11 protein-coding genes are annotated in these 15,122 nt (G+C 60.5%); 4 read left to right on the top strand and 7 right to left on the bottom strand.

The annotated features are described in order from the left end of the window. Window positions 1–35 precede the first annotated feature (35 nt). Window positions 36–1,424: a DUF1598 domain-containing protein gene (locus Enr13x_RS14035; protein WP_145386954.1), complete on the bottom strand. Its 1,389-nt coding sequence runs from the start codon at window positions 1,422–1,424 to the stop codon at window positions 36–38. 333 nt (window positions 1,425–1,757) lie between these two features. Between Enr13x_RS14035 and gnd the strand changes: the two genes are divergently transcribed. After that, complete coding sequence (gene gnd / locus Enr13x_RS14040; RefSeq protein ID WP_145386956.1) at window positions 1,758–3,236, top strand: decarboxylating NADP(+)-dependent phosphogluconate dehydrogenase; 1,479 nt, start codon at window positions 1,758–1,760, stop codon at window positions 3,234–3,236. A gap of 2 nt (window positions 3,237–3,238) precedes the next feature. Further along, window positions 3,239–4,333: a molybdopterin-binding domain-containing protein gene (locus Enr13x_RS14045; RefSeq protein WP_145386958.1), complete on the top strand. Its 1,095-nt coding sequence runs from the start codon at window positions 3,239–3,241 to the stop codon at window positions 4,331–4,333. A 55-nt stretch (window positions 4,334–4,388) separates the two neighbouring features. Here Enr13x_RS14045 and Enr13x_RS14050 read toward each other — a convergent pair whose 3' ends face one another. The 3 genes from Enr13x_RS14050 to dxr form a co-directional block, all read right to left on the bottom strand. Further along, window positions 4,389–4,736, bottom strand: a complete 348-nt coding sequence (locus Enr13x_RS14050) for a hypothetical protein (RefSeq protein ID WP_095739365.1) — start codon at window positions 4,734–4,736, stop codon at window positions 4,389–4,391. 764 nt (window positions 4,737–5,500) lie between these two features. Then, entirely contained in the window at window positions 5,501–7,642 is a 2,142-nt protein-coding gene (locus tag Enr13x_RS14055) for a site-2 protease family protein (protein ID WP_145386960.1), read from the bottom strand. A gap of 8 nt (window positions 7,643–7,650) precedes the next feature. Then, on the bottom strand, window positions 7,651–8,931 hold the full coding sequence (dxr, locus tag Enr13x_RS14060; protein ID WP_390621084.1) for a 1-deoxy-D-xylulose-5-phosphate reductoisomerase: 1,281 nt from the start codon (window positions 8,929–8,931) through the stop codon (window positions 7,651–7,653). Window positions 8,932–9,241: 310 nt separating this feature from the next. Between dxr and ftsH the strand changes: the two genes are divergently transcribed. Continuing rightward, window positions 9,242–11,353 (top strand): ATP-dependent zinc metalloprotease FtsH, encoded by a 2,112-nt coding sequence (gene ftsH, locus Enr13x_RS14065; protein WP_145386964.1) that lies wholly within the window; start codon window positions 9,242–9,244, stop codon window positions 11,351–11,353. Window positions 11,354–11,383: 30 nt separating this feature from the next. Continuing rightward, a complete protein-coding gene (locus Enr13x_RS14070; RefSeq protein WP_145386966.1) occupies window positions 11,384–12,367 on the top strand; it encodes an SMP-30/gluconolactonase/LRE family protein in 984 nt (327 codons plus the stop codon). A gap of 217 nt (window positions 12,368–12,584) precedes the next feature. Here Enr13x_RS14070 and Enr13x_RS14075 read toward each other — a convergent pair whose 3' ends face one another. The 3 genes from Enr13x_RS14075 to Enr13x_RS14085 form a co-directional block, all read right to left on the bottom strand. After that, the gene (locus Enr13x_RS14075) at window positions 12,585–13,502 is read right to left on the bottom strand and encodes a hypothetical protein (protein ID WP_145386968.1); all 918 of its coding nucleotides are present in this window, start codon (window positions 13,500–13,502) and stop codon (window positions 12,585–12,587) included. A gap of 29 nt (window positions 13,503–13,531) precedes the next feature. Beyond that, entirely contained in the window at window positions 13,532–14,161 is a 630-nt protein-coding gene (locus Enr13x_RS14080) for a Uma2 family endonuclease (RefSeq protein ID WP_145386970.1), read from the bottom strand. Window positions 14,162–14,285: 124 nt separating this feature from the next. Further along, window positions 14,286–14,774 carry a hypothetical protein gene (locus Enr13x_RS14085; RefSeq protein ID WP_145386972.1) on the bottom strand — a complete coding sequence of 163 codons (489 nt, stop codon included), beginning with the start codon at window positions 14,772–14,774 and terminating at the stop codon, window positions 14,286–14,288. Window positions 14,775–15,122 lie beyond the last annotated feature (348 nt).

Consider the following 15,122-nt stretch of genomic DNA (forward strand, 5'->3'; position numbering starts at 1 on the left):
TGGTTTTGCGATGCTGACGAATTCGTGCTGACGAATCAGTCCCACCACCATTGTCCGGGTTTCAAATCGGCCGGCCCGGCGGACTGTTTGACTTGATCGGTCTGTCCTTCGCGGTCGACGACCAACGTCTCTTTGGCGAGCGCTTTTCGCGGTTGCATCTGGACACCGCCACCGAGCGGCGTCATCAACGTATTGCCACGCCAAACCGCATTCACGGCGGTCTCGACTTGCTCCGGTGCGGTGTAGGTTTGCACCGTCAGGGCCGACTCGTTGCCGAGCACCGGCATGGCCCATTCGGCTTGGCCGTAGAAGTCTTGTTCTTGGATGTACGCCGCCGCGATCGAGACGTCCATCAGTTGACGCATCTCGGCATAGATGCGGACCCGGTCGGCGATCATCGGGAATTTGCTGGTGAATTCTTGACAAAACGCCTGGCTGGCTTTGTTGACGCGACGGGTGATGGTTCGTTTTCCGCCGGCGACACGCTCGTTTTCGCCGACCAGTTGAACGCCACGTTCGTTGATCTTCATCGCCAAGCCGTCTTCGCTGACCGCAATGCCGTCATACCGCGGTTGGAAATACCAACGTTCCATCGCGTTGGCGGCGACCGCCGACGGGTTGGCCCGATCGACGTAGCTTTGGAATCGCATCGGCAGACGTTCCAGGCCGATCCCGATCAGTTTCATCCGATAGTCCGCTTCGACCAGGACGCGGGCAAAGTGGGTGTCGGTCGGGATGCCGCGAATCGAGACGTTTTGCAGCCCCAGATTGTTTTTCAAACCGGCGGCCAATCGAGCCGCATCGCTCGGTTGAACTCGGCCGCGAACCGAGGCCAAGAATTGTTGCATTCGCTGCAGGCCTTCTTCGGTCGGATCGATCGAAACGCTGATCACGCCGGTCGCGGGTTGGCCGGGGGCGAAGGCGCGAAGGGCGGTGACCAGGTCTTCCAGCAAGACCGTGGGTTTGCCGGAGTTGATGCCGACAAAGCGTTCGGTGGGGTCGGCGACAAACCCTTCGGCCGGTCCGGCCACGACAATGTCGCGGGTTTCGGGGTAATAGAACACGTACTGGATCGAGGTCAGCCCGGCGAGGGCTGCCAAATCATCGCTAACGGCCTGTCCGGCGGCGAGCTGCTCTTGGATGGCCGCTTCCAGGCGTTGCAGCGAGACTTTTCGCAGTTTGCTGCCACGCATCAGGTCGTTGTCCCGCATTTGACGGGCGGCCATCAGACGCTGCTGGGCGACGCGGGGGTCAAACTGGCGGACCTTCAAGACGCCTTGGGCATCGACGTCGACGCCGGCGATCGGCTGGGCGAAGTTGTTGGTGGTTCCGCCGCCAGTGTCCTGGCCGTAGACGCAGGATCCGGACGAAAGGAAGGCTGCGGCGAGCGCGGCAAGCAAAAACGAGCGGAAAAGACGTGTCATCGGTGAAACCAATTTCAAAACGCGGCCGAGGATTGGGGGCGCAGGGGGAAAAGTCACTTGCTGTGACAGTAATCAGTCGCGGGCGGATCGGCAAGAAACTACCGCGATTGAACCAAAATTGAGGCAAATCAGTGGTCCGGATCTGCCCCCGGATGGGGATTTCGAGGGCCCGGCGGCGTTTGATCGCCGCCGGTTCACGGTGCAAACACCATGCCGCACCGGTTCTATCTTAGCTTTCCGCCGCCGTGATGGCCCCGCCCTTCCGGTTTTTTGGGTCTGCCGTAGAATCTGGCCTGACGGTCTGGAAACCACCTTCCCAATGAGTTTGAAAAGATGAGCGGCGATTGCGATTTCGGTTTGATTGGTTTGGCAGTCATGGGCGAAAATTTGGCCCTGAACGTTGAAAGTCGCGGGTACAAGGTCGCCGTGTACAACCGCACGACCAGCAAGGTCGACGAGTTGATCGCCGGTCGCGCCGCGGGCAAGAACTTCGTCGGCACCCACTCGATCGAAGAATTCGTCAAAGCCGTCAAACGCCCCCGCAAGTTGATGATGCTGGTCAAGGCCGGACCGGCCGTCGACGCGATCATTGAGCAATTGCTGCCCCACTGCGAACCCGGCGACATCATCATCGACGGTGGCAACGAATACTACGTGAACACCGAACGCCGCACCAAACAGGTCGAAGAGGCCGGGTTGTTGTACGTCGGCTGCGGCGTCAGCGGTGGCGAAGAGGGTGCCCTGAAAGGGCCCAGCCTGATGCCCGGCGGTTCCGCCGAAGCCTGGCCGCATATCAAAGAGATGTTTCAGTCGATCGCCGCCAAAGTCGGCCCCAACAACGATATCCCCTGCTGCGAATGGCTGGGCAGCGGTGGCGCCGGCAATTACGTCAAAATGGTGCACAACGGCATCGAATACGGCGACATGCAGCTGATTTGCGAAGCCTATCAATTGTTGAGTGAACTCGGCGGGCTGACCAACGACGAACTGTACGACGTGTTCGACCAGTGGAACGACGGTGAACTGCAAAGTTATCTGATCGAAATCAGCCGCGACATCTTCAGTGTCAAAGACGACCAGGGCGGCGACGGCTACTTGGTCGACAAAATCATGGACGTCGCCGGGGCCAAGGGGACCGGGAAATGGATGAGCCAGTTGGCGCTCGATCTGGGCGTCCCCAGCACGCTGGTCACGACCGCCGTCTTCGCCCGCGGGTTGTCGGCTCAAAAAGAGGCCCGCGTTCGAGCCAGCAAAACCCTGAACGGCCCCTCCGAATCGTCCAACCCCGAAATGCGGGCCATCGCCCAGGCTCTCGTCGGCGATCGAGCCGAATTGGTTGAAGCGGTTCGCCAGGCACTCTACGCATCCAAAATCGTCTCCTACGCCCAAGGCTTCGTTCAATTGCAAGCCGCCTCGGAGGAACACAACTGGAATCTCGACTACGGCGCCGCCGCCTTGCTGTGGCGGGGGGGATGCATCATTCGCGCCCAGTTCCTCGACCGCATCAAGGAAGCCTTTGACGCCGATCCGAACTTGGAAAACTTGTTGCTGGCCAAATACTTCGAAGACGCCGTCGAAAACGCGCAAGAAAAATGGCGCAAGGTCGTTGCGGTCGCTTCGGTCATGGGGATCCCCGTTCCCGCATTCAGCACCGCGCTGTGCTATTACGATGGCTATCGGATGGAACGTTTGCCGGCCAACCTGTTGCAAGCCCAACGCGATTACTTCGGCGCCCACACCTACAAGCGGGTCGACAAAGACGGCACGTTCCACAGCGAGTGGTTGCAATTGCGTAAGTCTCCCAAGGCATAGCCATGCCCAACGATCCGATCGTCTGTCCGTTTTGTCCGCTGTGCTGCGATGACGTGCGCGTCGATGCCGCCAGCGGCGAGACCGATGTGCCGTGTGAACTGGCACGCAACGAATTGGCGGCGGCGGTTCGAACGCCCTCCGCCAGGATCGGATCTCAGGCCATCGATTCGATCGATTGGCATGCCCTCGGTGAATCGCTCACGCTCCCTCCGACTCCGGTCGTCGAGTTCAACGGGGCGACGATCGCGGAAGCGAAAACGTTGGAGACGCTGGTCAACGCGGGCCGGATCCAGCTGCGAATCGCCGACACCGCCTGCTCGCGGGCGCTCGATCAAACGATCGCCCGTGACGGTTTGTTGGGCACCACGCTGGGCGATGCGGTTCGTCGCGCCGAGTATTTCTGGGTGATCGGCAATCTGGATCCGCGCACGCCGCGATTGAAAGAACGTTTGAACCGGTCGGGGGCGGCGATGGAATACACGCCCACGGCCACGATCGGTCTGCTTTCACGATTGCACGAACGGCTGGGCGGCCTATCGGGCGGGGCGGCAGAAACGGTCACGCCGACCGGGGCGGAACCCGATCGATTGCACGAACATTTTCGCAACAGCCGCTCCACCGTGGTTGTGGTCGGTGGTGCGCCGTTTGAATCGGGCCAGGAAGTGATCGCCGGCGAACTGTTGATCCGCTGGATTGCCCGCTGGAACGAGCTGGCGTTGCCGATCGATGACGGTGGTGATCCGATCGTCTCACGCGTCAGTCTGTTGCGGATGACCGCTGACCAGAATCTGCGCACCGTGATCCGTTGGCGGAACAATCAAGTCTCGCCGTCGGATTTATCGTCACCGCTTGAACCGACGATTCGCGTCGGCAGCCCGGTCGGTCAGGTCGCCACTCCGGTGCGTCTGCAAATCGGTGGAGTGGATCCCGGCGAGCCACTTGCGCACGCCTACCTGCCCGCCGCCGTGCCGGGTGTCCATCACGCGGACACGACGATTCGCGGTGACGGTTCGGTCACGCTGCCGTTGGCCGGTTGGACGGACTCGCCGCATGTCCGTCGAGTGGAAGCGCTCGAGCGAGTGCTTGGTGTCCGGTAGGCTGGAAGCCTATCCCACGTTGACCGCTGACAGGCTGGAAGCCTATCCCACTTGTCTAGGACGACGCCATCTGCGATTCGAGCTCCAAGGCGAGCGCGGCTTCTTCGGCGATCTGCGCCGCGGTGCGACGTCGACGCTTGCGCGGTTTCGCGTTCATCCACTCTTTCGTCAACACTTCAAAGACCTCGGGCGTTTCGTAACGCACGATGTTTTTGCCTTCGGGCATCGGACCGATCAAGCCACGGAATACGGGCATCCCGCGGAGAGCCAGGTCGGTGCTGCAGTCATCAATGCCGATCTGCTGGTGCGACTGCATCAGCGGTGCGATGGAGGGATAGTCGGAAATCATCAACGAACCATCGCGGCCGCGTGTAACCACGCGGTAGGTGTCTTTCTTGGCCATGGTGCCTCCTAAAAAGGGAGTGGCGCTAAAATCGAAGTGGGAAGGCATCGATTGACCCGTGAACCGCGCGTCGTTGGGAGAGGGCGCGCAGCAACCGAGAGGGCCCTCGGCAGTTTCTCAGCCGATCGTTGCCGATTGGGAGGCGGCGAGCGAGCGGTGATGCGTTGGAAGGGATCGCGGGCGAGCAGCGACGTCTGCCCAACCATCGTCGCGCCGATCCTAGGGATCCAGCGTGATCAGACAGTTTTTGGGGTCAGGACGGCAGACGTCGATGCTCCGATGCGCCGCGATCTCAACCGACGTAGGGAGGGAGGGTCGTCAGTTGCAAATCGATTCGAGGGTTAATCGAACAAGAGTGATATCGACGCCCGAGTGATGCCCATGCAAGAAAGTGTCGCGAATGTGGCGACAGCACCACGGGGGTGGCAGCGCACCGTGACTGATACGTTCAACGAGAACCACGCTCGCAACGTGGAGGACAGTCGCAACAGTCACGTTGGCGGCGACCGTTGCGTCCGGCCACGCCGCTACAGACGGAAGATGCGGAAGCGAAGCGGCCGGCCAGCTACTGTTAGCGGCAGGGCGCGAGCCCTCCGGTCGGTTGCTCGTTGGCGGCAGGGCGCCAGCGGGCTGTCGATTGAGTGAGCCGCGACGCGTAAACGGCCGGGCATCGAGGCGCTGCCCGAGGCCTTACGGCCAGCGGCTCACCATCGTCTCGACCAATCCCATTACAGCGATGGCCCGCCAGCCCTCCGCTGCGTCACTCAGATGTTGATCAAATCATTGAAAAACACGAACACCATCAGCGCCAACAGCATCAGCCCGCCGACCAGCGTCAATCGCATTTCCAGTTCTTCGTTCACCCGGCGACCCATGATCGCTTCGCAGATCAAAAACACCATGTGACCACCATCCAGGACGGGAATCGGCAGGAAATTTAGAACCGCCAGATTCATGCTGAGCATCGTCAAGAACAGCAGTTGGGCCGAAACGCCGCGTTCGGCTTCGCTGCCGGCGACTTGGAAAATCTTGATCGGTCCGCCGACTTGATCCTTGCTGACGCTGCCATGGACCAGCATGTTGAGGAACCGAAAGACTTCGCCGAGTCGGCGCCGGCACTCACGAATCCCCAGCACCGACGCTTCCTTCAAGGAGCTCGCCGTCTGGATTTTTTCCGACGCGACCAAGCCGAGTCCGCGTTCGAACCGGACGCGCTCGTCGGCCGTCAGCTTCACCACCGATTCGATAATCACACCGGTCTCAGCCCGTTCGGCCAGTACTTTGAACGTGGTCCCTTCGGGCAGCGATTGAATCGACTCGAAGAACCCTGTCGCCGTTTTGACTTCATCAAATTTCCATCCCTTGGACAATTCTTCGACCAGGCCGGCGAGCGGACCGGACGAGAATTCGTCGGGGAAATCGTTGCTCGCCAGCAGCGTGATGCTCTTCAGTTCGTCGGTCGGCTGCAGCTGGTCGCCCTTGACCAGGTGTTCTCGGTTGAACGCGCTGAGGGTGGCGGGCAATTCAAAGGCGAATCCATAGGCGTTGATCGATGCCCTGTCGCCGGTGCCGTAGGTGGGGGAAAGGGTTTGCGGTGAATCGTCGGGGCTGATTTCGATATCCAGCGTTTCGTCGCCGCGACGGACCGTCAACACGATCGGTTCGCGCCGCGCCAGAAGCAGCACCAATTGCTCTCCGTCGGGCGCCGTGACCTCGCCCACCGCTTCGATCACGTCGCCGACTTGCATGCCGGCTTTTTCCGCGGGGCCGTTGGTGACCAGTGCGGTGACCGGTCCGGCGGTGGTGCGGATCCCGATCCACTTTGATGGCTGCGGCGGCAATTCGACTTCATGCGCGCTGCCGTCGGCGCGACGCAGACCCAAGTTGATCGTCTTTTCGGGATGGGTGTTCAGATAATCGAAGAACGGCGTGCCGGGGACCATGGCGTTTTCGTCGATCGCGGTGCCGTCAAACGAGACGATGGTCGCGCCGAGATCCTGCTCGGTCAGCACGTCCGCGGCGACGCTGCGGGGGGCCGCGTTTTCGGAATCGCTCAGTGCGGTGGAGGTCGGGCTGGTGATGCCGATCATCCGAAACCGATTTTGCAGCGGATGGGGCTGGGTGACGAGCTCGTATTGAACATTGCGGCTGTCGAACGCGACGGTCAACGGGATCGGCCGGTCGGGGGTTTCCAGCCCGGCATGCAAGATTGCCGAACGCATCTCGCGGAAGTGCATTTGGGCGTCGTCCATGCCATCGACCGAGACGACTTGTCCGCCCGGTTCGATGCCGGCTTGCCAAGCGGGGCCGCCCGGGGTCACGCCGCCGATGACGGCGGGGGTGTAGGGGACGCCATAAAAGAACGCGACGGCGGCGAACATGGCACCGGTCACGACGTTCATGAACACCCCGGCGCTCATGATGATCATCCGTTGCCAGACAGGTTTGGCGGGCAGGCTGCGGGGATCCAGTTCCGCCCATTCACTCGCCGCGGGCTGTTCCGATTCAGCGTCGTGATCGTCGTCGACCTCTTCGTCGCCGGCCAACTGACGCGCCCGGGCCGCTTCGTCTTTCATCTTTCGCGGGTCATCGTCCTGGCCGAGCATTTTGACGTAGCCGCCCAACGGGATGATCCCGATCCCGTATTCCGTCTCGCCGTAGGTGAATTTGCCGAGCGTCGACGGCAGCTTGATCGGGCCGATCTTCATCGGCGGGTCAAAGCCCACGTAAAACTTTTCGCATTTGACGCCGAAAGTCTTTGCGGCGACAAAATGCCCCAGTTCGTGGACGAAGATGACCAGGCCGATGCCGAGCGCCACCCGCGTCCAGAGCAGGAATTTGCTTCCCACCGCCATCAGACCCTCCGGTTCGGATTCGGCTAGCAGGAGGAACAGATCGCTGATCATATCGTTGGTTATCTACGAGGAGGGGATGAAAGGCGTTCGGCACAGTGCCGCGTTTCTTGGCGTGCCCATTGGTCTAATTCCAGCAGGCGGGCCAAACCGGGCCGCTGCTCGAAGGTATGATTTTCGAGCGTTTTTTGGCACAGGGGGACAATGTCAGTAAACCGAATTTCGCCGTCCAGGAATAGACCGACCGCGACTTCGTTGGCCGCATTGACCACCGCGCCGGCCGTCCCGCCGACCCGCGCGACCTCAAAACCGAGTGTCAACGCCGGAAAACGGTCCAAATCGACCGGTTGCAGACTCAGATCCCAGGTCTGTTGGCGATCCAGCGGCGGTGTCGGGCAACGCAGACGTCTGGGGTGCGTCAGAGCATACTGAATCGGCAATCGCATGTCCGGTGGACTGAGTTGCGCCAGCACCGAGCTGTCTTGGAATTCCACCATCGAATGGATGATCGATTGCGGATGGATCATCACCTCGATTTGGTCAGCCGAGACGTCAAACAGCCATCTGGCTTCAATGATCTCCAGCGCCTTGTTCATCATTGTCGCCGAATCGATCGAAATTTTCCGCCCCATCTGCCAGGTGGGGTGCGCCAGGGCGCCGTCCGGCGTGGCCTCTCGCATTTCCGCCGCGCTGGCCGACCGAAATGGTCCGCCGCTGGCGGTCAGGATCAGCCGCTTGGCGGGGCTCGGTGAATGGGCGATGCACTGCCAGATCGCCGAATGCTCGCTGTCGACCGGCAGCAGCTGGGCGTCGGATTGGGCCGCTTTTTCGCTGACCAAGCCGCCGGCGACCACCAGCGTTTCCTTGTTGGCAAGCGCCACCCGTTTGCCGGCCTCGACCGCCGCCACGGTGCTTTCCAACCCCGCGCGGCCGACGATCGCTGCGACCACCACGTCGACGTCGGCGTCGCGTGCGGCGTCGACCAATTGGTCGGGGCCGAATCGCAGTCCACCCGGCTCGCCCAGCAGGGATTCGAATCGCCGCGTCGCCGTTTCGGGCGAGATCGACGAGGGATCGGAAAAAATCAGTCGCGCCGGCGCTCGGCCATCACGACCGGCCTGCCCAGCCAGCGTTTCCAACACGTCCAGATTGTTGTGCCCCGATGCAGCCCACAACCGCCAGGCATGGTCCGGGTCGATCCGATTCAAATGCCCGATCACTTCGGCGGTCGACGTGCCGATGCTTCCGGTCGCCCCCAGGACGGCGACGTTGACCGTCGATCGTTGGGAGCGATCGGCAGACGACTCGGATTCGCGGGGGGGGACGGTTGAGAGTTTTGTCACGGCGACGGTTCCATCAGCTCCGGTAGAATCCCTTGAAACCTTTATCATGGACGATCCGGCTGATTGTTACGACCCGACCTTGCGGTATGCTCGGCCCGCGGTGGGTTGTCCCGCGTGCGATTGGACCGAACAATAGCGTGTGATTGGGTCGGATTCGATTAATTTGCTCGATTCGCGGCAAAGCGGACACGGCACGAGTCACGGCACGGATACTGCGCGCCGACCTGGTGCGCCTCGTTCGAACCACCCTACGCCTTGGTGACCGACGTCGCCTCTCTTCCCCATCTTTCGACGCTGATATCAATCTTCGATGAGTGACAAGAAACGATCCAATCGCGGTTCCGACGATCAAAACGAACGAGGTGGCGACGCACCGTCGCGAGAAACGCGGACCGGCGGCGTCTGGTTGGTCATCATCGGCGTGATCTTGGCGGTGATGATGAGTGCCCTGTTGTTCGGGCAAAACACCCGCTCGCTGCGTTACCCCGATCTGGCCAAATTGCTCGTCGAACACGGCAAACAAAAGAAAGCGGAGCGCGAAGGCGGTCAGGTGGAAACGCCCAGGGTGGTGGTGGATTCGCCCAAGGATCCCAAGATTCAGCTGGAGTTTTCCGATTTGCAGCTCGTTTTACTCGGCGACGAGGAAATCACCGGGACGGTGATGTATCGGTCGTTGGGCTCGGGCCGAAAAGCGGAGGATGACCCCGAGAACGTGCCGACGAAGACGGATTTCAAGACCATCCGCGTGCAGAATGAAACCCAGGATGCCTACTTTGACCAACTCTTGCGCGATTCGGGCGTGACCTGGGACAACGCCCGTCCCAATCGTTGGCTGGCGGACAATTGGTTCAATTTGTTCATGCTGGGCGCGATCATCGCCATCGGTGTGATCATGTTGCGGCGGATCGGCGGAGTCGGTTCCCCGATGTCGTTCTCCCGCAGCCGCGGCAAACTGCACGGCCAAGAAGACCTGTCGATCTCCTTCGAAGACGCCGCGGGAATCGACGAAGCGGTCGAAGAGGTCCGCGAGGTCGTCGACTTTCTTAAGAACAGCGAAAAATACCAGGCGCTCGGTGGCCGGATCCCCAAGGGAGTGTTGCTGGTCGGCCCGCCCGGGACCGGCAAAACGCTGTTGGCCAAAGCGATCGCCGGTGAGGCCAGCGTTCCATTTTTTAGCCTTTCGGGCAGCGACTTTGTCGAAATGTTCGTCGGCGTCGGGGCGGCCCGTGTTCGCGACATGTTTCAGCAAGCGACCAACCGTGCGCCGTGCATCATTTTTATCGACGAACTCGACGCGCTCGGCAAAAGCCGTTCGGGCAGCGTCGTCGGCGGCCACGACGAACGCGAGCAAACGCTCAACGCATTGTTGGTGGAAATGGATGGGTTCGATTCCAACAACGGCGTGATCGTTGTCGCGGCCACCAACCGACCCGAAACACTCGACCCGGCACTGTTGCGCCCGGGACGTTTTGACCGTCAAGTCTTGGTCGACCGTCCCGATGTCGCCGGCCGCGAAGCGATTTTGAAGGTCCACGTCCGCAGCGTGAAATTGGACGACGAGGTCGACATCCGACACATCGCGTCGATCACCAGCGGTTTTGTCGGCGCCGACTTGGCCAATCTGGTCAACGAAGCGGCGCTGTTGGCGGCGCGGGCGGACAAATCGGCCGTCAGCACGACCGAGTTCGACGAAGCGGTCGATCGCGTGACCGCCGGCTTGGAAAAGAAAAACCGTGTGATGAACGAGGACGAAAAAATCCGCGTGGCCTATCACGAAGCCGCCCACGCCCTGGTCGCCGCCGCGCTGCCCAACACCGATCCGGTTCACAAGGTCAGCATCATTCCGCGCGGATTCGCCGCGCTGGGCTACACCATGCAGCGTCCCGAATCGGAACGCTATCTGATGACCAAGCTGGAATTGGAAAGCCGCATGAAGGTCCTGCTGGGTGGCACGCTGGCCGAGGAAATGGTGTTGCAGGACATCAGCACCGGAGCACAGAACGACCTGGAACGGTGTACCGAAATCGCCCGCAGCATGGTGATGGACTTTGGCATGAGCCGGCTGGGACGCATCAATTATCGCCGCAGCACCGCGTCCCCGTTCCTGGCCGGCGGCGGCGGCAACGGACACAGCATGACGTACGGAGAAGACACCGCCAAACTGATCGACAAGGAAGTGTCCAGGATTGTCGAAGACGCGCTCACCCAAACCCGCGAAATCCTGACCCAACGCCGCGAGGTGCTCGAAGCGATCACGCAGCGGTTGTTGGAGGTCGAGTCGATCGACAACACCGAACTGTTCCGCATCATCAAGGAACATTCCACCGGCCCCTGGTTGGTCCCCGGAACCATTACCGAAAAACCTCGGGCACAAATTCGCAAACCGGAAAACGATTTGGATACACTAAAGGACGCGGAATAATCGCCCTTCCTTTCCTTTTGATTCAACTCGATGCGAAAACTACTCAGTCTGCTGTTGCTCGGTGTCGCCACCTGCGGCGTCGCGCAAACGCCCTCCACCATCGGCCAGATCGAAGTCTTGGCGCCGGAGATGGAAACCTACGCCGATGCCGCCTCCAAGATCGAAGTGCTGGCGGGGGGATTCACGTGGACCGAGGGTCCGGTCTGGATCGCGGACGATGGTGGCGGTCATTTGCTGTTCTCCGACATCCCGCGCAACAGCATCTTCCGTTGGTCCCAGTCGCGCGGCGTGGAATTGTTCATGCGACCGAGCGGCTACACCGGTGTCAGCTACTACGGTCTGGAACCCGGCTCCAACGGACTGACGCTCGATGCAGAACATCGGTTGACGATGTGCGAGCACGGTGACCGTCGCGTTTCAGTTCTATCGCGCGGCGGCGGCAAACGGACCTTGGTCGATCGCTACCAAGGCAAACGACTCAACAGCCCCAACGATTTGACGTTCGACAAATCCGGCAACCTGTACTTCACCGACCCGCCCTACGGGTTGCCCGAACGCGCCGACGACCCGCGCCGCGAACTCGATTTCTGTGGCGTCTATCGACTCGGCGTCGATGGCTCGCTGACGTTGCTGACCAAGGAGATGACGCGGCCCAACGGGATCGCCTTGTCGCCGGACGAAAAAACACTCTACGTCGCGCAGAGTGATCCCGAGCGCCCGATCTGGATGGCATTTCCGATCGGCGACGACGGAAAACTCGCCCAGGGCAAGGTCCTACATGACGCCAAGCCGGCGATGGAGGAGTATCCGGGACTTCCCGACGGGATGACCGTCAAAACAGACGGAACGATCTTCGGCAGCGGCCCCGGCGCGATCTACGTGCTCTCTCCGGTCGGCAAGTTACTCGGTCGCATCATCACCGGCGGTCGCGTCAGTAACTGCACCTTCGATGCCGAAGAAACGTACCTGTACATCACCGCGGACAAGTTCTTGTGCCGCATCAAGATGAAGTGATCACGTCAGCACGTGGCGTGAGATCAATGCCACGTCCTTTGGCCTAAAGGTGTTAGCGGAACGGCGCGAGCCGTCCGGTCGCGCTTCAAAAACACCGTGAAAGACCGGAGGGCTTGCGCCCTGCCGCTAACAAAACACCCCGCTTGGCGTCAAATTAGGTGGCATCGGGTGTCAGCCAGTGGCGCGTGATGGCTGTGGTTTCACCACGCGCCGCTCGCTAACGTGTCGCGCTGGTGTGCAATCGATACCCGAGCTTGCGCAGACAACCGACGGCGGCGGCCGCGATCAGTGTTCCGGTCGCGCACGTCGACAACGGGGCGATGCTGTATTGCAAGTTCAGATTCGGCCCGATGGGGTCGTCCTCGACTTGTAGAGTGATATAGGCGGCGGCGAAGACGGAAACCTGAATCAACGCAATCATCGACAGGAAGAGGAAACGGCGCGGCGACGCATCAACACACAGGATCCAGCGAAACAGCAGCATCGTCACAATTCCCAGCCCGATCGCCGGTAACATCACCATCAAGGCTTCGTAAAAGAATGCGTTGGCGTTGGACTGGTAATTGGCGACAAATGACAATCGAACGAACGTGAAAATCAACGCGCTCACCAGCACCCATTCCATCAGCGCCAGCACGTTGACGCGTTGACGATTTGATTCCGGCCAACCACGTGTGATCGTCCATCCGCGGAAAAATTGCATCACCGCGGCCGGAAACACCGACGCAAAGGACAGCGCCGGCGACAGGAGCAGATGTGCGACCATTCTCAGGAATTCCGTGTCGTCTTGCATCGCGTATTCGATCCAGCGGTAATGTGTGACGGCCAACACCAGCCCCGTCATCATGCAGTGAAAGGCCACGTACCCTGCCGCCATCAACAAACGCTTCCAACCACTTCCGGCGCGGAGCAAGATGGCGGCCAGGATGACCAGACCGGATGCGAACGAGACCGCCGTCGAAACGCCGTAGATCGCGAAGCTAATCGCAAAGTGCGTCGGACTGAAAATGCTGTTGCCCAGCGGAATCCACGTCATCGCTTTGTTGACCAGCAGACTGCATTGAGGCAGACCGAACACGAGCAACGCCAGCGCCGCCCACCAGAACCCATGACTCCAGTGGCGGTCGCGAATCATTGGGTCGGGTTGGGGCATGCGTGACACCGCTACTGAATCACCTCGGGGCGATCGAACACGGTAGAAACATCAACGGCAAATCCATCCAGCAATCGCGAACGTGCCTGCTGGCCGTCGCAGGTTCGGCTCAGCTCGCGGTAGCTGGATTCCGATTCGGAGAGCCCCAAGACGGTGATGCTTCGATCGCGCGGATCGACAATCCAATATTCGCTGATGCCGGCTTTTGCATATTCGTGCCGCTTCTCGATCCAATCGCGATCCGGATCGCTCTCGCTGACAATCTCCATCACCAGGTCGGCGCCCTTCCAAAACTTGGGCGTCCGCTGCTCGCGGTTCTCTGCTGACATGTACATCACATCAGGCTCACGGAACTTCCCTTCCCACAAACGAACCGGCAGTGGAGCGACCAAGCAAACGCCTTCCGCATGGCGATTGGTTTTGATGAAGGTTTGAATCTGAAGCCACAGGCAGAGTGTGATGGCTTGATGCAATTCCGTTGGCATGCGCAGGATTTCCAACACTCCGCTGTCGAATTCGACCAAGCTTCCCGCATCCAATCCCAAGTAGTCGGTTTCCGACCATGCGCCTTGGCGGGGATAAAGGTTGGCGATTTCCCAGGTGGGTTCGCCGATTCGACTCGCTCGTGGCTCACTGGACATTGCTAACCGGATCGAAGAAGAGGAACGCCCCGGCGGCGTACTAAAGCACGACAATCAACATAGCCCCGGGGCCCAGATGATGCAAAGGACTGCCGTTCAACGAACCGTCGTGATGGTTAAATCATCAACTTTCGACCAGCAACCGGACATCCTCCACGTTCCAATACTTTTTGACGACCGGCGCCACGACCTTCTTTTCGAAGTGCAGGAACCCCATCAGCACTCCGATTGAGGTCAATAGCAACACGGCGATCAACCCGCCGACGATCGCCGCGATCGGCCCCAGCCGGCCCAGCACCAATCCGACGAAGACGCCGGCGGCCAATCCGGCGACACCGCCCATGACCAGGTACTTGAACATGCCCGGGCGTCCGGCACGCTCCCGTTCCCGCTCTGGGATTTGCGCCAACAGTCGGTCGTAGTAATCGGCGATCGTTTCCTCCCAACCTTCCCAACAGAATTCTCCCACGTCGTCTTGCTCTCCGCAGTGGGCGCAGAGTGTGGTCTGGATTCCCGACAGCGGATTGGCGACCGATTCAAACTCGGCGCCACTGATCTCCGTGTACTCGCCACACGGCAGATGAATGTACTGGAAAGACTCGGGAACGCTCATCCGGTAGGGCTCTTCGAAACAGGTTCGGGCGATGCGGAGGTTTCATTCTATCGGATGCGTTGGTGCAGCGGAGGGCAAGGCGTCCCGCTGGCGTATCATCCCAGCACGTGGCGTGAGCCCAATGAAATCTACTTTGACGCCAAGCGGGGTGTTTTTGTTAGCGGTAGGGCGCGAGCCCTCCGGTCTTTCACGGTGTTTTTGAAGCGCGACCGGACGGCTCGCGCCGTTCCGCTAACACCTTTAGTGCCAAAGTAGATGGCATTGGGCGTGAGCCAGTGACGCGTGAAGGTTTTGAACTTACCCCGCGCCGACCGCTAACGCGTCCCGCTGGAGTCGTCCGGTTGAAAA

The sequence above is a fragment of the Stieleria neptunia genome (assembly GCF_007754155.1).
Lineage (GTDB): Bacteria > Planctomycetota > Planctomycetia > Pirellulales > Pirellulaceae > Stieleria > Stieleria neptunia.

Excerpts from the sequence above, each read along its gene's own strand:
- Enr13x_RS14070 (WP_145386966.1), top strand. The coding sequence starts at position 11,384 with ATGCGAAAACTACTCAGTCTGCTGTTGCTCGGTGTCGCCACCTGCGGC.
- Enr13x_RS14045 (WP_145386958.1), top strand. The coding sequence starts at position 3,239 with ATGCCCAACGATCCGATCGTCTGTCCGTTTTGTCCGCTGTGCTGCGAT.
- Enr13x_RS14080 (WP_145386970.1), bottom strand. The coding sequence starts at position 14,161 with ATGTCCAGTGAGCCACGAGCGAGTCGAATCGGCGAACCCACCTGGGAA.
- ftsH (WP_145386964.1), top strand. The coding sequence starts at position 9,242 with ATGAGTGACAAGAAACGATCCAATCGCGGTTCCGACGATCAAAACGAA.
- gnd (WP_145386956.1), top strand. The coding sequence starts at position 1,758 with ATGAGCGGCGATTGCGATTTCGGTTTGATTGGTTTGGCAGTCATGGGC.
- Enr13x_RS14035 (WP_145386954.1), bottom strand. The coding sequence starts at position 1,424 with ATGACACGTCTTTTCCGCTCGTTTTTGCTTGCCGCGCTCGCCGCAGCC.
- Enr13x_RS14055 (WP_145386960.1), bottom strand. The coding sequence starts at position 7,642 with ATGATCAGCGATCTGTTCCTCCTGCTAGCCGAATCCGAACCGGAGGGT.
- Enr13x_RS14085 (WP_145386972.1), bottom strand. The coding sequence starts at position 14,774 with ATGAGCGTTCCCGAGTCTTTCCAGTACATTCATCTGCCGTGTGGCGAG.
- Enr13x_RS14075 (WP_145386968.1), bottom strand. The coding sequence starts at position 13,502 with ATGATTCGCGACCGCCACTGGAGTCATGGGTTCTGGTGGGCGGCGCTG.
- Enr13x_RS14050 (WP_095739365.1), bottom strand. The coding sequence starts at position 4,736 with ATGGCCAAGAAAGACACCTACCGCGTGGTTACACGCGGCCGCGATGGT.